Source organism: Amycolatopsis sp. NPDC049252 (genome assembly GCF_043197175.1).
Classification (GTDB): domain Bacteria; phylum Actinomycetota; class Actinomycetes; order Mycobacteriales; family Pseudonocardiaceae; genus Amycolatopsis.
Genome location: NZ_JBICSQ010000002.1, coordinates 434,282 through 452,756, shown reverse-complemented (window position 1 = coordinate 452,756; position 18,475 = coordinate 434,282). Strand labels below are relative to the sequence as shown.

Below are 18,475 nucleotides of genomic sequence, written 5' to 3'. Positions count from 1 at the left end.
CGGGCCAATTCCGGCGGATACCGGAACTCGCCCTCGTGAGCGCGTCCCTGCCCTCGCCAGCCGAGTGTACGGCGCACCACCGACAGTCATGACCGGTCGCGGAAGATCGACTTTCACACTCTCGGTCACAGTCGGTTAACCCTTGGCGACAAGCGTGCTGGTCATGAGGCGAGAGCGTCACGGCCGCCTGCCACTGGACCAGTGGCCAACCGCGCGACCGGCGGCCGTCGGTGAATTTCGGACGTTCGATGATGTCCGCACCCGGGTCCGGTATAAGTTCCCCCGGGAGCAGTCTCGATCGAGCGGGGGCAGTGCAGTGGCTACGGGCACGACAGTTTTCAGCAGGGTGACGGTGGTTGCGCCGTCCACCCGGATCGACGTGGCGCTGCCGGCCGACGTTGCGGTGGCCGATCTCCTCCCGATGCTGCTGGACATGGCCAAGGAGTCGTCGCCCGACGGCGGCGCCCGCCACGGTGGCTGGGCGCTGGCGAAGCTCGGCGACGCCCCGCTCGACCCGAGCCGCACGCTCGCCTCGCTCGGCGTGGTCGACGGTGAGCTGCTGCAGCTGCGCAAGCGCAACGAGAACCCGCCGCCGCCGCTGTACGACGACGTCGTCGACGCGATCGCCGAGTCGTCGCCGGACAGCTTCCGGCCGTGGACGAAGGAAACGGCCAACCGCTTCGGGCACGTCGCGGGCGGGCTGGCGCTGTTCACCGCCGCCGTCGCGCTGTTCCTGAGCGGCTCCTTCTACGGCGGCAGCGCGCTCGGCGCCGCCATCGCGGGCGGCATCGGCGCGATCGCGTGCGTCGCGGTCGGCGCGACGCTCGCCAAGGCCTACCAGGCCGAGGCGACCGGGGTGCTGGTCGCCGCGGCGGGCGGCCTGCCACTGGCGTTCGTCAGCGGCTTCTACATCGTGCCGGGCCTGTCGCTGCGAGCGAACCTGCTGCTCGGCGCGGTCCTCGTGATCATCGTCGCGTCGGTCTGCATCATGGTCATCGGCGCCGGCATCACGACGTTCATCGCGGCCGCCACCGCCGGCACCTTCGGGGCCCTGGCGTTCCTGTTCGGCACGCTCATCGCGCACCCGGCCGCCGGCATCGCGGCCGGCACCATCGCGGTCACCCTCGCCTGCATCTCGATCCTGCCGCGCGCCACGATCTGGCTTGCGAAGCTGCCGCTGCCGCACGTTCCCGGCAGCGCGGAGGAGCTCAAGGAGGACTCGGGCTTCCCCGACTACCGGGCGATCGAGCGCCGCACGGCGATCGCGCACAACTACATGACCGGCCTGATGATCGGCTGCGGCGCCACGGTCGCGGTGTGCGCGGTCATCGCCGCCACCGCGCCCGGTGTGTTCGGGATCATCCTCAGCGTCGTCGCGACGCTCGTGCTGCTGCTGCGCGCCCGCGCGTACGCCAACGGAAGCCAGGCCATCGCCCTGCTCACCACGGGCATGGTCTCGGCGACCGGCATCGCGATCGGCTGGCTGGTCACGTCGAGCCCGCAGAACCGCCTGCTCATCGTGTTCGGCGTGCTGATCCTGCTGGCCGCGGGCGCGCTCGTGGTCGGCGTGATCTTCCCGAACCAGCGGTTCTCGCCGCCGCTGCGGCGCACCGTGGAGATCATCGAGGCGCTCTGCATCGCGTCCGTGCTCCCGCTCGCCCTCGGTGTGATGGACCTCTACACCACCCTGCGGCACCTGAACTTCAAGTGACCGGGCCAGGTGAATCTCGGATGGCTGTAGGACACCGCTTCGGTCCGGCGCGCCGGACCACGACCGCGTTGCTGGCCGGCACGATCGGCCTCCTGACCCCGCTGGCCGTGGCCCTGCCGGGCTGGGCGCAGACGGCACCCGCCGACGGCTACTTCGCGACCCCGCCCCCGGTGGACATGAGCAAGCTCATCGCGGATACGGGCCAGCCGGACAAGAAGTACAAGCAGTCGAAGGGCTGCGTCCAGCGTGCCGTCCTCGGCCAGACCGTCGTCCTGAAGAACCGGCCGTGGGGTCAGGACTACCTGCAGATCTCCAAGGCGCAGGAGATCGTCAAGGCCGCCACCCCCGACCACTCCGCCGGTGGCGGCGTGAAGGTCGCGGTGGTCGACACCGGCGTGACGCCGCACCCCTGGTTCCAGGACCGGATCAAGTCCGGCGGGGAGTACGTCTCGACGCCCCAGAAGGCCCAGCCGGGCCTCGAAGACTGCGACGGCCACGGCACCGAGGTGGCCGGCATCATCGCCGGCAAGCCGGACAACCCCGAAGTCGGTTTCGTCGGTGTGGCACCGGACGCCACCATCGTGTCCTACCGCCAGCTGAGCGAGAACTACGAGCCCGACACCTCGACGTCGACCCCGCCGGCGAGCAACACCGCCAGTGGCACGCCCTCGTCCAGCACCAATCCGCCCACCGGCTCCGGGTCCTCGCTGCCGCCGTCCGGCAACGGCGGTGGCGGAAGCGGCTCCGGTGACGGCGACCAGACCTCACCCGGGCAGACGAACGGCGGACGGCAGCTCGAAAAGGCCGGTACGGCGGGCACGTTGAAGACGCTGGCCGAGATCATCCGCGGCATCGCCGACCGCAAGGCCGCCGACGTCATCAACATGTCGGTCGACAACTGCCGCCCGGCGACGGGGTCGATCACCGAAGGCGAGCAGCAGGTACAGGCCGCGGTGCACTACGCGGCGTCGGTGGGCATCGTGATCGTGGCCGCCGCCGGCAACGCGACGGACACCTGCCCGCAGAACGACCAGCCGGACGCGAAGAAGCCCAAGACGATCGTGACACCGCCGTGGTTCGCCGACGACGTGCTGTCCGTCGGTGCGATCGACGAGACCGGCAGCGTGGCGCCGTTCAGCGTGCACGGGCCGTGGGTCGGCGTCGCCGCTCCCGGCACGCAGATCACGTCCCTCGACCCCGCCGAAGGGTCCCCTGGCCTGGCGAACCTGACGTTCGAAAGCGGTGACAAGGCCAGCCCCATCCAGGGGACGAGCTTCGCCGCGCCGTACGTGGCTGGCCTCGCGGCGCTGGTCAAGGCCAAGTTCCCGCAGCTCGACGGCAAGGGCATCGTCAACCGCATCAAGCAGACCGCCCAGCACCCGGCGGCGCCGGGCGGCCGCGACAACTTCGTCGGGTACGGCGTGATCGACCCGGTCGCGGCGCTGACGCAGAGCCTGCCGTCCGAGAACGGGAACCAGGCGCCGATCCCGGGCCCGCAGATGGCGCAGCTCCCCCCGGCCAACGACCACAGCTCGACCCCGATGATCGTGGCGCTGGCCGGCACCGGCGGCGGGCTCGTGGCCCTGCTGATCACGCTCTTCGTGATGCGCACGATCCGCCGCAACCGCCCGGCCGAGACCGGCCCCGGCCGCTGACCCCACGCCGCCGGCCCGCGTCCGCTACTGCGGCGCCGGCGGCTTCTTCGGCTTCGGCTGCGGGTTTTCGTCCTCGCCGATGACCGGCGGCGCCACCAGGCCGGGCTCGCCCAGCAGCTCCGACGACTTGATCATCGGCCGGTTCTTCGACGGCCGGCGGCCCTGGCCGCCACCTCCGCCGAAGGCACCGAAGCCCATCATCGGCATCATCGGCATGCCCGACGCGCCGGCGTTCGCCGAGCTGTCCGGGGCCGGTGCCGGCTGGGGCGCGGCGGCGGCGGGCTGCTGCGTGTCGTCCGGCGTCGCCACCCCCGTGTGCTTCGGCTCCGCCGACGACGGGGTCATGACGTCGTCCGCAGACGGCGTTGTCGCGTCCCCCTCCGCGGCGGAGTTGTCGGTGAGAGCCCCGTCGTGCAGCTTGAAGCGCTCCTGCGGGTACCGGTGGTTGATCTCGACGCTCCGGGAAGCCGCGTCGGGATCGTCGACACCGTCACAAAGCCGGTCGAACGCCTCCAGGACGTCGCGTGCGGTCTCGTACAGCGCCTTCGCCGACTCCTGCGTCTCCTGCAGCTGCGACCGCGCCCGGCGGGTGCCGCCATTGGGGAGCGTCATCGACTCCGACGCCAGATCCGCCGCGTCCACCAGCACTTCGACGAGATCGACGGCGACGTGCCGCAGGGTCGTCACCAGTTCGTCGAGCGCGCCGGCCAGGACCTCCAGCGCTTCCCGGAGGTCGCCGCCCGCCGCCCCGATCTCGCGGATGTACGCGACGAACGCGTCCGCGTCCCGGCCTTCCCAGCCGCCGTCGAGGCGGCCGAGCTTGTCGTCGAGACGGGCGGACACCTCGGCGGCCGTGGCGGCGGCCTGGCGCAGCCGCCCGGCTTCGGCGCCGAGCTCGCTCCACCGGCCGATCAGCGGGCGGAAGTACGTCTCGACGGGGTCGATCAGGCCGAGCCGGCCCGAGAGGTCGGTGAGGTAGGCCAGGTACGGCTCGGCCGTGGCGGCGATCTCGTCGCCGTCCGCGTCCGGCCCGAACACCAGGGCCGGCACCACCGGGGCCACGGCGGTGGCCCGCTTGGCCAGCGGGTGCGGGATGGAGTCGGTGGAGCCCTCCGGTTCGGCGAACATCATTCGAGCCTCCCGGCGCGCTTGATGAGCTCCGCGGCTTCGGCGTCCTGGTTGCCGTGGCGCGTCGCGACGTGCCCGAGGGCCTCGGCGGCCGACCGCAACGCCCCCGCTCCGTCAGCCAGCTGCTGCCGCAGGGCGCCCGACGCGCGGCCGTACGACGCTCCGAGGCCGATCTGGGCCCCCAGCGCGCCGTAGGACTCGTCGGAGACGCCTCCCCCGCCCACCTCGGCCGCGGCCGAATCCAGGTCGGCAGCGGCCTCCTCGGCCGTCCTGGCGTACTCGGCGACGGCAACGCCGTCCATCCTCAAGCCGGCCACGGCACCCTCCGCTCGCAGAAAAGACTCGTCGAGCGTGTGACGCGCGCCGCGGCCCGGTGGTTCCCTCAGCCGCCCGCTTGCTGCGTCTGCGTCGGGAACGAGCCGGCGTTCGGGTCGATCGGCACCGAGTCGAACTGCTTGAGCACGTCCTGGGTGTTCAGCGAAGCTCCGGTCGGCAGCAGCCCGATGATCGACTCGGGCGCGGGCTGCCGGTTGTTCAGGCCGATCGCGTCCGCGGTCGTGGCGTCCGGGACGCTGTAGCGGATGCCGCGGTCCGAGATCAGCTGGATCGCGCCCTTGCCGAAGCTGTCCTTGCCGGTGGCGGACTGCACCACCGCGCCGAAGCCGGGCTGCAGGTAGAAACCGTTGATCGGCACGCGGTTCGGGCCGGGCGTCGTGACCGTCGTCGGCGTGAACTTGTCGCCGGTCGCCTTCGCGCCCGGCAGCTGCGTGTCGATGTACACCGAGGTGTGCGCGTCCTGGCTGGTGCCGGAACCCACCAGCGACCACCCGAGGCACGCGACCGACGAGTTCTTCGTCGCGTCGAGGATCGTCGGCACCGAGCGCGGGAAGTCGTCGACCGGGATGTAGCCGGGGTCGCCGGGCAGCAGGACCTTGACGCCGGCCAGCTTGTCGAGGCCGAGGATCTGGAGCCGGCTCGCGCTGCCGTGCTTCGCGACGCGCATGACGTCGGCGACTGCGTTCGACACCTGCTGGATGCCGCCCGTCGTGATGGCCCAGTACTTCGGCTGGTCACCGGTCGGCTGCGTGGAGAACACGTCGCCGACGGCCAGCCCGTCGAAGTCGGCGGGCGGCGCGCCGTCCGGGATCACCGGCGGGGACAGCTTGGCGACCTCGGGGATCGCGTTCAGCAGGCCCTGCGTGATCTTCCGCGCCGGCTTCTGCAGCCCCAGCGCCGTGCGGACGGCGTCGTTCGTGTTGTTCTCGTCGATCTCGGCGCGGACGGTGTTGGCGTTCGGCCGGTTCTGCGAGCTCGGCAGCCGGTAGATCAGGTACGTCTTGCCGTTGTCGGCGGCCGCCAGCAGCGCCTCGTTCTCGCGCAGTTCCGTGCCGAGGCCACTCGGCGCGACGCCGCCGAAGACGTAGGTGTTGGTCTTGCCCGTATCGGGGTTCGGCAGGGACGGATCGAGCTGAACCTGGTCGCACACCGCCCAATTCGCGGAAATCCGCTGGGTGTCCCCCGGGATCAACTGCGGTCCGTCCGGAATTCCGGTCAGTTTTCCGCGCGGAATGTTCTTCAGTTGTTCATCCGAAACGACGGTGGGATTCTTCACAGTCGCCGGGGTGGCCGCCGCCGCGGGCGCGGCCACCGCGTTGCCGCCTGCGGCACTGCTCGTCTGCTTCTGCTGCGCGAGCAGCAACAGCCGCGCGGACGCGAGGTTGAAGGTCGGGACGAGCGTCTTCGGGTTCCCCATCACCACGTAGACCGTGCCGGACTGCTCGCCGATGACGATGTTTCCGGCTTCGGGCACCGTCGGCGCCGGGCTGAGCAGGCCCCAGACGACGAACACGATCGCGACGAGAGCGCCGAGCACCACCCCGACGATCGTCGCCCTCGTGTGGGTGCGCATCGGGTCGTGCAACATCACGGCGTCCCGCCGGACCAGGGCCGACTGCATCCGGCGCAGGACGAACTTGTACGCCTGGACCTGAGACTTAGTCGTGGGTGTTGATGGCATTCTCGACCTACAGCTCTCCCCGTCGCGGTACGGTTCCGCAGGATAGCCGTACGGGGACCGTCTGGTGTGGGATTTCTACCAACTCAAGCTAGGGTCGGACACCCCGGGACCCGGCTTCTGGGTACGCAGCAAGCACGAGGGGAAGAGAAAGCGCGGATGTCCGTCACCAACCCTCCACGTCCGCCAGGTCCGCCTGGGCCTCCGCCGCCCGGGCAGGGACGCCCCAGCCCGCCACCGCGTCCGGGGAGACCCATGGGCCCGGGTGTTCCCGGAGGACCTGGTGGCGTACCGGGTGGCCCCGGTGGCGGACCCGGAGGCCCCGGCGGCATGCCCGGCGGACCCGGTGTTCCCACGATGCCTCCGCGCGGCCCCGGCGGTCCCGGTCCTGGTTCCACCGGACCCCGGCCCATACCGGGTGGTCCCGGTGGCCCGGGCGGACCTGGCGGACCGGGCGGCCCCGGCGGACCGAACGGTCCCGGTGGACCGAACGGTCCCGGTGGACCTGGTGGCCCGGGCGGACCTGGTGGGCCCGGCGGTCCGGGTGGTCCTGGCGGTGGTCCCCAGGGATCCGGCGCCGGTGACTCCGAGGGCTCCGCTCCCTCCGCACCCGCCCCGGCCCGGATGGCCCCGCCCGCGCGGCGCCGTTCCTCCGGGATCAACCTCGGCCCGCTCCCCGTGGCGAACCTCGTCGTGCTCGAGGTCGGCCTCGCGATCGGGCTGGTCCTGCTCGCCATCGACATGTCCCTGAAGTACGTGGGGATCGGCATCCTCGCGTTCGCGTTGATCGTCGCGCTGCTGCGGTGGCGCGGCCGCTGGTTCACCCAGTGGTTCGGCCTGACGATGCGGTACTCCTTCCGGTCCCACGACCGGGTCGCCGAGCCGCTGCCGCCGAGCTCCGTCGAGGCGATGGCGGCCGAGGAGACCGCGGTGACCGGCGCGGACGACGCGCGCGTGAACCTGCTCCGCATCGCCGTCCCGGACCTCGTCGTCGCGCACGGCGTCGACCACGAGCGCCAGCAGGTCGGCCTCGCCTGGCACGACGGCACGTGGACGGCGGTGCTGCTCGTCGAGCCCGCCCCCGCGATGATCACCCAGGCCGGTGACGCGCCGAGCCTGCCGCTCTCGGCGCTGGCGCCGTGCCTCGAAGACCGCGGCGTGGTCCTCGACGCCATCCAGATGATCTGGCACAGCTACCCGGGCAGCGCGGCGCTGCCGTCGGATTCGCCGGCGTTGAGCTCCTACATGGAGGTGCTCGGGCCGCTGCCCGCGGCGGCGAGGCGGACGACGTGGGTCGCGATCCGGCTGGACCCGAGGCGGTGCCCGGCGGCGATCCGGGAGCGCGGCGGCGGCGTCGTCGGCGCCCACCGCGCGCTGATCGGCGCGCTTTCCCGCGTGCGCAACGCCCTCGAATCCCAGGGCGTGCCGACCCGGCCCCTCGACCCGGACGAGCTGCTGCGGGCGAGCATTTCCGCCGCGGAGCTCACGTCGGTCGCGGGCTCGCCCACCCGGGTCACGTTGCAGGAGCGGTGGTCCGGCGTGACCGCGGCCGGTATCGGCCACGCGAGCTACGCGATCACCGGCTGGCCGAAGGGCAAGATCGCCGGCAGCCTGAACGCGCTGACGAGCGTCCGCGCGCTGTCCGCCTCGGTCGCGATGTCGATCTCGCCGGCGTCGGACGACGGCAAGATCGGGCTGCGCGGCGTGGTCCGGCTGAGCGCGCGCAACCCGCGTGAGCTCGACGCCGCGGACCAGCGGCTGAAGGGGCTGTCCGAGCGGCTGGGGGTGGACCTGACCCCGCTGCGCGGGCTGCAGGTCTCCGCGCTCGCCGCGACGTTGCCGATCGGAGGTACGGCATGACTTCCCGCGTCCGCGACGCCGGGCAGAACACCGGTGTGGCGCCGGAGTTCACCGTCGACCCCGCGATGCTCGACGCGATCAGCCCCTCGGGTGACCGCGGCGGCATCGTGCTCGGCTCGGGCCTCAAGGGCGAGCCGCTGACGATCTCGGCGCTGCGCTCGACCCCGACCCGCATCGTGCTGGTGGGCGGGCTGTACCTGGCCCGCCAGGTGGCGATGCGCGCGATGGCGGTCGGCGCGTGGGTCGTGGTCGCGACCGGGCGCCCGACGGAGTGGCAGGTCCTGTCCCGCGCCGCCGGCAGCGGCAGCGGTGACGGACGGCCGTCCCCGCTGGTGCAGATCCGCCGGCTCTCACCGGTCGAGCTGCCACGCCCGTCGGAGGACGCCCCGCTGCTGGTGGTCACCGACGGCGGCCCGACCCCGCAGGACCTGTTCCCGCCGAGGTCGCCCTGGCAGACGACGGTCTACGTCCTCCCGTACCTGCACCCGCAGGCGGGCGCGACGGCCAACGCGGCGGACCTGGTGCTGATGCAGCGCCTCCCGGCCGGCCAGGCCGAGCTGGCGGCCCGCATCTGGCGCCTGCCGCCCCAGATGATGCGCCAGCTGACGACGTTGAAGGACGACCAGGTGGTGGCCCTGGGCCGCAACCTGTGGCGGCCGCTGCGGCTGGTGACGACGGGCAAGGAGCAGCAGCTCCTGGGCCCCGTCCGCCGCGGCGACTGAGCGCCACTCGCCGTTGCCCGTGAGGGGTACCTTCATGCTCTAAAGGCCATGAAGGTGCCCCTCACGGCTTTTCGCCAGGCGTCCGGCGCGTGTTCACGAAGGACGCGTTGACCGGGCGGTAGTTGCCGTCGTGCCAGAGCGTGGTTTCGTCCCAGGGGCCGAGGCAGGTGGTGTTGCGGCTGCCGTGGTCCCAGTCGACGTGGATCAGGGCGAAGGTGTTGGCTCAAAGGCGGTAGTGCGCGTCCATGCCCTGCGAGCTGTACCCGCAGGGGAACGGGATCGGCGCCGCCACCCCGGCCGCACCCAGGATCACGGCGAGGCCCGCGGCGACCCGGCGAAGACTTGTCGACATCAACTGAACCCTTCGCGACCAGGACGTTTCAAGATCATCTGAGTTCATCCGCCGTCGACGTCTTCGCCGTTGTCACTCGATCGAGGTGCGCACGTTCCTGGTCTGCTCGGCCCGTGCGGCCAGCTCCGCGTCCGGCGGGTAGTCCACCGCCGTCAGGGTCAGGCCGTGGGCCGGGGCCACCGCGCTGTCGCGGACGCCGCTCGCCAGGACCTCGCCCGGCCAGTCCCGCGCACGGCGGCCGTCGCCCACCAGGAGCAGGGCGCCGACCAGGCTGCGGACCATCGAGTGGCAGAACGCGTCCGCCGAGACCTCGACCTCCAGCAGGTGCTCGTCGAGCCGGCGCCAGACCAGGCGCTGCAGCTCGCGGATCGTCGTGCCCGTGTCGCGCTGCTTGCAGTACGCCGCGAAGTCCTGCAGGCCCAGTAGCGACTCCGCGGCGGCGTTCATCGCGTCCGTCGACAGTGGACGGTTCCAGGCCAGGGTGTCGTTGCGGCGCAACGGGTCCACGCCCCACGGGGCGTCCGAGACGCGGTAGCGGTAGTGCCGGCGGATCGCCGAGAACCGGGCGTCGAAGCCTGCCGGCGCCACCCGGGCGCCCAGGACGCGCACGTCGCCCGGCAGGAGGCGGTTCCAGCGGCCCGCCATGCGGGTCAGGTCCGGAATGCCCTCAGCGGAGATCGGTACCCGGCTCGAAGCGGAAGGTGCCAGCGGCACGACGTCGACGTGGATCACCTGGCCGCTCGCGTGCACCCCGGCGTCCGTGCGGCCCGCCACGACCACCGACTTCGGCACCGAGGCACCCGGCGGCTGGCGCTGCAGGGCCTCCTCCAGCACCCCCTGGACCGTGCGGCGGCCCGGCTGGCGGGCCCAGCCCGAGAAGTCCGTGCCGTCGTAGGAGACGTCCAGGCGCAGACGAACGAGCCCGCCGTCCCCAGCGGGGATGGCGGGCTCGTCCGGGACGGCTTCCGTCGTCAGGACTCGTCGTCCTGCTGCGACGGCGGCAGCGAGAAGCCCGCGGCTTCGGCAGCCTCGGCGGAGGCGAACCACACCTCGGCCTTGGTCTGCTCGTAGTACGGGCTTTCCTCGGTGTGGTAGTACTTCGACTCGTCGTTGCCCTTGATCGGGAAGCCCTCGGGCTGCGTCCCGTCCTCGAGCGGAGCGTGGCTGCCCTCACCGTAGGGAGCCTCCGAAGCGGCTTCCTCGGCGGCCGGGGCGGCCTCGACAGCGGCGGCCGGCTTCTCGTCCTTGGCGAACTTGGTCTTGCGCGCGCGCTCGGCCTCGCTCGTCACGGTCTTCTCGTTCACCAGCTCGATGACGGCCATCTTGGCGTTGTCGCCCTTGCGGGCCATCGTCTTGGTGATGCGGGTGTAGCCACCGGGACGCTCCGCGAAGTGCGGACCGATCTCGGCGAACAGCTTGTGGACGACGTCCTTGTCACGGACGACGCGCTGAACCTGACGGCGGTTGTGCAGGTCGCCCCGCTTCGCCTTCGAGATCAGCTTCTCGGCCAGCGGGCGGACCCGCTTCGCCTTCGCCTCGGTGGTGGTGATCTTGCCGTGCTCGAACAGCTGCGTGGCCAAGTTGGCCAGGATCAGCCGCTCGTGCGCGGCTGAACCGCCGAGCCGGGCTCCCTTGGTAGGGGTGGGCATTGGTTCTCCTACTAGTTCAGCTCGCAGCGTCCAGGCACAGAGCCCTAGAGCTGCTCGGTCTCTGCGTAGTCCTGGCCATCGTCGTGGCCGTCCGAAATCCCGTCGGCGATGCCACCGACACCCTCCGACCAGCCTTCACCGTCGTAGCTGGCGGCCGCCGCGGTCGGGTCGAACCCGGGCGGGCTGTCCTTCAGCGCGAGGCCGAGGCCGACGAGCTTCAGCTTGACCTCGTCGATCGACTTGGCGCCGAAGTTGCGGATGTCGAGCAGGTCCGCCTCGCTGCGCGAGACCAGCTCGCCCACCGTGTGGATGCCCTCGCGCTTGAGGCAGTTGTACGACCGGACGGTGAGGTCCAGGTCCTCGATCGGCATCGCGTAGGCGGCGATGGTGTCCGCTTCCTGCGGCGACGGGCCGATCTCGATGCCCTCGGCGTCGACGTTCAGCTCGCGGGCGAGGCCGAACAGCTCCACCAGCGTCTTGCCGGCCGACGCGACCGCGTCGCGCGGCGTGATCGACGGCTTGGTCTCGACGTCCAGGATCAGCTTGTCGAAGTCGGTGCGCTGCTCGACACGGGTGGCCTCGACCTTGTAGGTCACCTTCAGCACCGGCGAGTAGATCGAGTCGACCGGGATCCGGCCGATCTCCGCGCCCGCCTGCTTGTTCTGCAGGGCCGGAACGTAACCGCGGCCGCGCTCGACGACGAGCTCGATCTCGAGCTTGCCCTTGCCGTTCAGCGACGCGATGTGCAGATCCGGGTTGTGCACGGTGACACCCGCCGGCGGCACGATGTCGGCCGCCGTGACCTCACCCGGGCCCTGCTTGCGCAGGTACATGGTGACCGGCTCGTCCTCTTCCGAGGACACCACGAGCTCCTTGAGGTTCAGGATGATGTCGGTGACGTCTTCCTTCACCCCGGGAACGGTGGTGAACTCGTGCAGCACGCCGTCGATGCGGATGCTCGTCACGGCCGCGCCCGGGATGGACGACAGCAGCGTACGACGCAGCGAGTTGCCGAGCGTGTAGCCGAAGCCGGGCTCCAGCGGTTCGATGGTGAACCGGGAGCGGGTCTCGTTGACCGTCTCTTCGCCGAGAGCCGGCCGCTGGGAAATCAGCATTCTTCCTAATTCCTTTCCAGACGACGCCCGCCATATGACGTCGAAGGGATGGCGCGGCGGCGGCGCACCTGTTGCGCCGCCGCCCGTACTCCAGCCGGGGCCGGACTACTTCGAGTAGAGCTCGACGATCAGCTGTTCCTGAACCGGAACGTCGATCTGCGCACGCTCCGGCAGCTGGTGGACCAGCACGCGGAGGTTGGACTGGACGACCTGCAGCCACGCCGGGATCGGGCGGTCGCCGTAGGACTCCTTGGCCACGACGAAGGGCAGCATCGCGAACGACTTCGGCCGCACGTCGATGATGTCCCACTTCGAGACCTGGAAGGACGGGACGTTGACCTTCGTGCCGTTGACCAGGAAGTGGCCGTGGCTCACCAGCTGACGCGCCTGACGGCGGGTGCGGGCGATGCCGGCGCGGTAGATCACGTTGTCCAGGCGGGACTCGAGGATCTGCAGCAGGTTCTCACCGGTCTTGCCGGGACGCCGGACGGCCTCCTTGTAGTACCGGACGAACTGACGCTCGAGAACGCCGTAGGTGTAGCGAGCCTTCTGCTTCTCCTGCGACTGCAGGAGGTACTCGGACTCCTTGATGCGCCCGCGGCCGTGCTGGCCCGGCGGGTAGGGGCGACGCTCGAAAGCCTGGTCGCCGCCGATGAGGTCAACCTTGAGGCGACGCGAAATACGCGTCGCGGGGCCGGTGTAACGAGCCATTTCTTCTTACTCCTCCCCGTTCCTCAGACCCGGCGCCGCTTGGGCGGGCGGCAGCCGTTGTGAGGCTGCGGGGTCACGTCCTGGATGGTGCCGACCTCGAGGCCGGCTGCCTGCAGCGAGCGGATCGCCGTCTCGCGGCCCGAACCCGGGCCCTTCACGAAGACGTCGACCTTCTTCATGCCGTGCTCGGCAGCCTTGCGGGCCGCGTTCTCGGCGGCCATCTGCGCGGCGAACGGGGTGGACTTGCGCGAGCCCTTGAAGCCCACGTGACCACTCGACGCCCACGCGATCACGGCACCGGTCGGGTCCGTGATCGAGACGATGGTGTTGTTGAAGGTGCTCTTGATGTGCGCGTGGCCGTGCGCGACATTCTTCTTTTCCTTGCGGCGGACCTTCTTGGCCCCCGCCGCGGTACGAGACTTCGGTGGCATGTTCTGAGGGTTCTCCTGTTAGCGCGCGTTCTCTTGGTGAGCGGCGACCGCTTCGGCCTGTCCGCGCCGGATGATCGACCCGGCGTCGGTGTACAGGTTGCGGAGCGCCATCGGGCGGGCGTAGAGCGCCTTGGGCGAAACGCAAGCCGTGCCACGGCGCTGGGCGCCGCCCATCTGCACGACCTTCTTGCCCTGGACGCTCACTTCTTGCCAGCCTTCTTCTTGCCGGCGACCGTCTTCTTCGGACCCTTGCGGGTACGGGCGTTGGTCTTCGTGCGCTGACCGCGGACGGGCAGTCCGCGACGCCAGCGAAGGCCCTCGTAGCACCCGATCTCGATCTTCCGACGGATGTCGGCGTTCACCTCGCGGCGAAGGTCACCCTCGACCTTAAAGTTCTCTTCGATGTACGTACGCAGCTTCGCGAGGTCGTCATCGCTGAGGTCTTTGACGCGGGTGTCCGCGTTGAGCTCGGCAGCCTTGATCAGCTGCTTCGAGCGGGTACGGCCGATGCCGTAGATGTAGGTAAGCGCGATCTCCAACCGCTTTTCGCGGGGGAGGTCTACGCCAGCGAGTCGTGCCATTGGCGTTGATGCTCCTTCATTGAATTCATCTTCAGGTCTGCTCCCCGTCCGGTTCCGGGACCGACTCGCCTGTCGTGCCCTCGGCTTGCGCTTCGGGTGTCCCGGCCCCGGCCTGAAGCCCGGGGGTGAACCAGGTCACTCGCGTGACCCGGCAGGTGCGGGGAGGTTGTGTAGCCGTCAATCCACTCTGGTCGAGTGCGAGTGATCAGCCCTGCCGCTGCTTGTGCCGCAGGTTCTCGCAGATCACCATGATCCGGCCGTGACGGCGGATCACCTTGCACTTGTCGCAGATCTTCTTGACGCTCGGCTGGACCTTCACGTCTTCTGCTCTCCTGTTAGCTGCTCTGTCATCCGGGGCTTCGCCCCGGAGCCGGGGGCTCCGCCACCCGGAACCCCCGAAAGCGACTCGTCGTGATCACTTGTAGCGGTAGACGATGCGACCACGAGAGAGGTCGTAGGGCGAGAGCTCCACGACAACCCTGTCCTCGGGCAGGATGCGGATGTAGTGCTGCCGCATCTTGCCGCTGATGTGTGCCAGGACCTTGTGACCGTTCTCCAACTCGACGCGGAACATCGCGTTGGGGAGCGGCTCGACTACGCGGCCTTCGACCTCGATGGCCCCGTCTTTCTTCGCCATGTCCTCCGCATTTCCTTGTCAGCATTGCCTGTCGCTACACCTGATCAACTCGAGCACGAGTGCTGGGTTGGGTGTTGCGTGGCACACTGGTGCCCGAGTCCCATGATCGTGAATTCACGAGCGCGCAGGATCCGGGCGCGATAAGTGCGCCGACTTGACAGTGTACGCAACCCGTGTCGCGACCCCCAAACCGGGGGTGACCATGCTAGAGGAACGTGCAGGTGGGCGTGATCGCGATCACCACGAGTGGGTGAATGCGCAGGTCAGCGCTGTCCGGAGCTTCGCCGCCCGGACCCCCGAAAGAGACTCAGGCGTCTTCGGGAGCCGTGAGCACCCAGGGACCGTCTTCGGTGATCGCCACTGTGTGCTCCCAGTGGGCCGCGCGGGAGCCGTCGGCCGTGACCACGGTCCAGCCGTCGTCCAGCTCGCGGGTCTCGCCGCCACCGCCGGTCAGCATCGGCTCGATCGCCAGGGCCATGCCGGCCTTCAGCCGCGGGCCCTTGCCGGGCTTGCCGACGTTCGGCAGGAACGGGTCCATGTGCATCTGGCGGCCGATGCCGTGCCCGCCGTACTCGACGATCATCCCGTAGTCGACGCCGTCGTCCTTCGCCGCGCGTTCGGCGGCCGACTGGACGGCGTGGGAGATGTCGGTGAGCCGGCCGCCGGCGGTGACCGCCTCGATCCCGGCCCACATCGCCGCTTCGGTCGCCGCGGACAGCGCCAGATCGGCGTCGGCGACGTCCCCGATGGCCAGCGTGACGGCGGAGTCGCCGTGCCAGCCGTCGAGGATCGCGCCGCAGTCGACCGAGATCAGGTCACCGTCGGCGAGGACCTGGGTCTTCGCCGGGATGCCGTGGACGATCTGCTCGTTCACCGACGCGCAGATGGACGCCGGGAAGCCGTGGTAGCCCTTGAAGGACGGCACCGCACCGGCGTCCCGGATGGTCTGCTCGGCCAGCTCGTCGAGCTCGGCGGTGCTGACCCCCGGGACCGCGGCGGCGCGCACCGCCGCCAGCGTACGGGCGACGACGAGCCCCGCGGCCCGCATCGCCTGCAGTTCGTCCGCGGTCTTGACCTCGATCATGCGCCCACGCCGGAGCACTTGCAGAACACGCAATCCTCCGAGATTCACGTGCGGTCGCGCAGCGCTTTCAGCACGCGGTCGGAGATCTCCTCGACGCTGCCGACGCCGTCGACGGTCACGAGGATGTCGGCGTAGTACTCGAGCAGCGGCGCGGTGTCCGACACGTAGATCTGCTGACGGCGGCGGATGACGTCTTCGGTGTCGTCCGCGCGGCCCCGCGACATGAGGCGGCCGACGACGACGTCCTCCGGCACCTGCAGCTGGATGACCGCGGTGAGCGACGCGTCCGCGTCACCCAGGATCTCGCCGAGGACCTCGGCCTGTTTGGTGTTGCGGGGGAAGCCGTCGAGCAGGAAGCCGATCTTCGCGTCCGGCTCCGCGAGGCGCTCGCGGACCATCTCGTTCGTCACGGAGTCGGGCACGAGCTCGCCCGAGTCCAGGTAGCGCTTGGCTTCCTGGCCGAGTGGGGTCTCCTGGCCGACGTGCGCGCGGAACAGGTCGCCGGTCGAGATGTGCGGGATCCGCAACTGCTCGGACAGCGCCACCGCCTGCGTACCTTTGCCCGCGCCGGGCGGACCCACGAGAACCAGCCGCGTCACTTCAAGAACCCTTCGTAGTTGCGCTGCATCAGCTGGCTTTCGATCTGCTTCACGGTGTCGAGCCCGACACCGACCATGATCAGCACAGCCGTGCCACCGAACGGGAAGTTCTGGTTGTTCCCGCTACCGGTCAACGACAGGAAGAAGTTCGGGAGGATCGCGATGATGCCCAGGTACAGCGAGCCCGGCAGGGTGATCCGGCCGAGCACGTAGCTCAGGTACTCCGCGGTGGGACGGCCCGGGCGGATGCCCGGGATGAACCCGCCGAACTTCTTCATCTCATCCGCACGCTCGTCCACGTTGAACGTGATCGTGATGTAGAAGTACGTGAAGAAGATGATCAGGGCGAAGTACAGCGCGATGTGCACCCAGCTGGACTGGTTCACGATGTAGTTCTTGATGAACACCTGCCAGCCGGAGTTGCTGTTCTGGTCGCCGACGAGGCGGCTGATCAGGTCCGGCAGGTACAGCAGGGAAGACGCGAAGATGACCGGGATGACGCCGGCCTGGTTCACCTTGATCGGCAGGTAGGTCGACGTGCCGCCGTACATCCGGCGGCCGATCATGCGCTTGGCGTACTGCACCGGGATCCGGCGCTGCCCCTGCTCGACGAAGATGACGCTGGCGATGATCACCAGGCCGAAGACGCAGATCATCAGCAGCGCGATGCCACCACCGTTGCTGAGGATGTTGCCGCCCTCGACCGGGATGCGCGCCGCGATGTTCAGGAAGATCAGGACGGACATGCCGTTGCCGACACCGCGTTCGGTGATCAGCTCACCCAGCCACATCATGACGGCGGTACCCGCGGTCATGGTGATGACGATGATCGCCAGCGAGTAGACGCTGTTGTCCGGGATGATCGGCGAGTCGCAGTCCGGGAAGAGCTGCTTGCGGTCCGCGAGCGCGACCACGCCGGTGGCCTGCAGGATCGCCAGCGCGACCGTCAGGTACCGGGTGTACTGGGTCAGCTTGCCCTGGCCGGACTGCCCTTCCTTCTTCAGCTCCTCGAACCGCGGGATGACCACGGTCAGCAGCTGGATGATGATGCTCGCCGTGATGTACGGCATGATGCCGGTCGAGAAGAGCGACAGCTGCAGCAGCGCACCACCGCTGAACAGGTTCAGCAGCTGGTAGACGCCCTCCTGCTGCGCCTGGGAGCTGCACGCCTGGACGGCTCCGTACGAGATCCCGGGGGCCGGAATGGTCGCACCGATTCGGTAGACCGCGACGATGGCTAGCGTGAACAGGATCTTCTTGCGTAGATCCGGCGTCGCGAGAGCCGAGCGGAAGGCGCTGAGCACGCGGGGGACCTCCTCGGCGTCGTCGGCTGTCCTAACCGACGATCGGCTTGGCCGGCACGGGTGGCCGGCGGGAACACAGCACTACTGGCACGCAAGCCAGGAACGCTTCGGGGCACACTCGTCCCGAAGCGTGTCGCCGACTCTAACAGCTTCACAGGGCGTGTCCGCAGTCCGTGTGCGTTTTCCGTACCAAGGTTGCTCCGGCGGGTTGATCCACTTCCCGGACTTGGCTGTATTCCTTGACACACGAGCCCGTGATCATGGCGGATCCGAGCACCGCGGGGTCAGGCGTTCGACGTCGCGAGGACACCCGCGAGGCCGACCAGGACCACCCCGGTCCCGCGGTCCACGGTGCGCCGGGCCCGCCGCGAAAGCTTGATCGACTTCACGGCCGCGCCGGCGCCGACGTAGGCCGAACCGGCGAGGAACTCGGCCAGCAGGTAGACCGCGCCGAGCAGCGCGATCTGCGCCGGAAAGGGCCCGTGAGCTGGGTCGATGAACTGCGGGACGAACGCCGTGAAGATGAGGATCGCCTTGGGGTTCGTGATCGCGACGCCGAACTCCTTGCGCGCGACCCGCCACGCGGACAGCGGCACGGCCGTGGTTTCGACGGGCTCGGCGTCGTCGCCGCGGCGGATCGTGGACCACAGGACCCGCAGCCCGAGGTAGAGCAGGTAGGCCGCACCGGCCCACTTGATGATCGTCAGCGCCGTCTCCGACGCGGCGAGCAGCTGCCCCAGCCCGGCCGCCACGGCCGTGATCATCAGCGTGAACGCGACCAGCCGGCCCACCAGTCCGGCGAGCCCGCGGCGAACACCGTGCGTCATGCCGTGGTGCAGGCCGAGCAGGTTGTTCGCCCCTGGCGTAAGGGCGATGAGGACCGACGCGCCGAAGAAGACCAGCACCCAGGACACGGAACCAC

At 69.9% G+C, this 18,475-nt stretch carries 20 protein-coding genes and 1 pseudogene; 4 read left to right on the top strand and 17 right to left on the bottom strand.

What is annotated here, in order from left to right; genetic code table 11:
- The first annotated feature begins 346 nt into the window (after positions 1-346).
- Positions 347-1,711, top strand: coding sequence for a type VII secretion integral membrane protein EccD (gene eccD, locus ACGFMK_RS05155; protein WP_392758526.1), 1,365 nt, complete (start codon positions 347-349; stop codon positions 1,709-1,711).
- Between the two features lie 20 nt (positions 1,712-1,731).
- The gene (locus ACGFMK_RS05150; protein WP_392758525.1) at positions 1,732-3,366 is read left to right on the top strand and encodes a S8 family serine peptidase; all 1,635 of its coding nucleotides are present in this window, start codon (positions 1,732-1,734) and stop codon (positions 3,364-3,366) included.
- A 24-nt stretch (positions 3,367-3,390) separates the two neighbouring features.
- Here ACGFMK_RS05150 and ACGFMK_RS05145 read toward each other — a convergent pair whose 3' ends face one another.
- The 3 genes from ACGFMK_RS05145 to eccB all read right to left on the bottom strand — a co-directional run bounded on the left by ACGFMK_RS05145 (position 3,391) and on the right by eccB (position 6,511).
- Positions 3,391-4,494: a WXG100 family type VII secretion target gene (locus ACGFMK_RS05145; RefSeq protein ID WP_392758631.1), complete on the bottom strand. Its 1,104-nt coding sequence runs from the start codon at positions 4,492-4,494 to the stop codon at positions 3,391-3,393.
- Positions 4,494-4,811 (bottom strand): hypothetical protein, encoded by a 318-nt coding sequence (locus tag ACGFMK_RS05140; protein WP_392758523.1) that lies wholly within the window; start codon positions 4,809-4,811, stop codon positions 4,494-4,496. The genes ACGFMK_RS05145 and ACGFMK_RS05140 overlap by 1 nt, the downstream gene beginning before the upstream one ends.
- Positions 4,812-4,876: 65 nt before the next feature.
- Positions 4,877-6,511, bottom strand: coding sequence for a type VII secretion protein EccB (gene eccB / locus ACGFMK_RS05135; protein WP_392758521.1), 1,635 nt, complete (start codon positions 6,509-6,511; stop codon positions 4,877-4,879).
- A 621-nt stretch (positions 6,512-7,132) separates the two neighbouring features.
- On the opposite strand from eccB, the gene eccE reads away from it, so the two are divergent.
- Positions 7,133-8,368 carry a type VII secretion protein EccE gene (gene eccE / locus ACGFMK_RS05130; RefSeq protein WP_392758519.1) on the top strand — a complete coding sequence of 412 codons (1,236 nt, stop codon included), beginning with the start codon at positions 7,133-7,135 and terminating at the stop codon, positions 8,366-8,368.
- Entirely contained in the window at positions 8,365-9,090 is a 726-nt protein-coding gene (locus ACGFMK_RS05125) for a hypothetical protein (RefSeq protein ID WP_392758517.1), read from the top strand. Before eccE ends, ACGFMK_RS05125 begins: the two co-directional genes overlap by 4 nt.
- 223 nt (positions 9,091-9,313) lie before the next feature.
- Here the strand turns inward: ACGFMK_RS05125 and ACGFMK_RS05120 are convergent, their stop codons facing one another.
- The 14 genes and pseudogenes from ACGFMK_RS05120 to ACGFMK_RS05055 all read right to left on the bottom strand — a co-directional run bounded on the left by ACGFMK_RS05120 (position 9,314) and on the right by ACGFMK_RS05055 (position 18,467).
- Entirely contained in the window at positions 9,314-9,442 is a 129-nt protein-coding gene (locus ACGFMK_RS05120; protein WP_392758515.1) for a hypothetical protein, read from the bottom strand.
- Between the two features lie 72 nt (positions 9,443-9,514).
- On the bottom strand, positions 9,515-10,348 hold the full coding sequence (gene truA, locus ACGFMK_RS05115) for a tRNA pseudouridine(38-40) synthase TruA (RefSeq protein ID WP_392758629.1): 834 nt from the start codon (positions 10,346-10,348) through the stop codon (positions 9,515-9,517).
- 319 nt (positions 10,349-10,667) lie between these two features.
- Positions 10,668-11,091, bottom strand: a pseudogene (rplQ, locus tag ACGFMK_RS05110) (50S ribosomal protein L17); the annotation flags it as partial.
- Between the two features lie 44 nt (positions 11,092-11,135).
- Positions 11,136-12,206, bottom strand: a complete 1,071-nt coding sequence (locus ACGFMK_RS05105) for a DNA-directed RNA polymerase subunit alpha (protein WP_004558887.1) — start codon at positions 12,204-12,206, stop codon at positions 11,136-11,138.
- 105 nt (positions 12,207-12,311) lie between these two features.
- Positions 12,312-12,917, bottom strand: coding sequence for a 30S ribosomal protein S4 (gene rpsD / locus ACGFMK_RS05100; RefSeq protein WP_364723166.1), 606 nt, complete (start codon positions 12,915-12,917; stop codon positions 12,312-12,314).
- Between the two features lie 23 nt (positions 12,918-12,940).
- Positions 12,941-13,348, bottom strand: coding sequence for a 30S ribosomal protein S11 (gene rpsK / locus ACGFMK_RS05095; protein WP_004558885.1), 408 nt, complete (start codon positions 13,346-13,348; stop codon positions 12,941-12,943).
- 18 nt (positions 13,349-13,366) lie between these two features.
- On the bottom strand, positions 13,367-13,552 hold the full coding sequence (locus ACGFMK_RS05090; protein WP_323329534.1) for a hypothetical protein: 186 nt from the start codon (positions 13,550-13,552) through the stop codon (positions 13,367-13,369).
- The gene (gene rpsM / locus ACGFMK_RS05085) at positions 13,549-13,929 is read right to left on the bottom strand and encodes a 30S ribosomal protein S13 (RefSeq protein WP_004558883.1); all 381 of its coding nucleotides are present in this window, start codon (positions 13,927-13,929) and stop codon (positions 13,549-13,551) included. Before rpsM ends, ACGFMK_RS05090 begins: the two co-directional genes overlap by 4 nt.
- A gap of 205 nt (positions 13,930-14,134) precedes the next feature.
- Positions 14,135-14,248 (bottom strand): 50S ribosomal protein L36, encoded by a 114-nt coding sequence (rpmJ, locus tag ACGFMK_RS05080; RefSeq protein ID WP_004558882.1) that lies wholly within the window; start codon positions 14,246-14,248, stop codon positions 14,135-14,137.
- A 96-nt stretch (positions 14,249-14,344) separates the two neighbouring features.
- Positions 14,345-14,566: a translation initiation factor IF-1 gene (gene infA, locus ACGFMK_RS05075; RefSeq protein ID WP_004558881.1), complete on the bottom strand. Its 222-nt coding sequence runs from the start codon at positions 14,564-14,566 to the stop codon at positions 14,345-14,347.
- Positions 14,567-14,873: 307 nt separating this feature from the next.
- The gene (gene map, locus ACGFMK_RS05070; RefSeq protein ID WP_392758511.1) at positions 14,874-15,650 is read right to left on the bottom strand and encodes a type I methionyl aminopeptidase; all 777 of its coding nucleotides are present in this window, start codon (positions 15,648-15,650) and stop codon (positions 14,874-14,876) included.
- Between the two features lie 44 nt (positions 15,651-15,694).
- The gene (locus ACGFMK_RS05065; protein WP_323329532.1) at positions 15,695-16,249 is read right to left on the bottom strand and encodes an adenylate kinase; all 555 of its coding nucleotides are present in this window, start codon (positions 16,247-16,249) and stop codon (positions 15,695-15,697) included.
- Positions 16,246-17,553, bottom strand: coding sequence for a preprotein translocase subunit SecY (secY, locus tag ACGFMK_RS05060; RefSeq protein WP_392758509.1), 1,308 nt, complete (start codon positions 17,551-17,553; stop codon positions 16,246-16,248). Before secY ends, ACGFMK_RS05065 begins: the two co-directional genes overlap by 4 nt.
- 284 nt (positions 17,554-17,837) lie before the next feature.
- On the bottom strand, positions 17,838-18,467 hold the full coding sequence (locus ACGFMK_RS05055) for a LysE family translocator (RefSeq protein ID WP_392758508.1): 630 nt from the start codon (positions 18,465-18,467) through the stop codon (positions 17,838-17,840).
- Between the last annotated feature and the right edge of the window lie 8 nt (positions 18,468-18,475).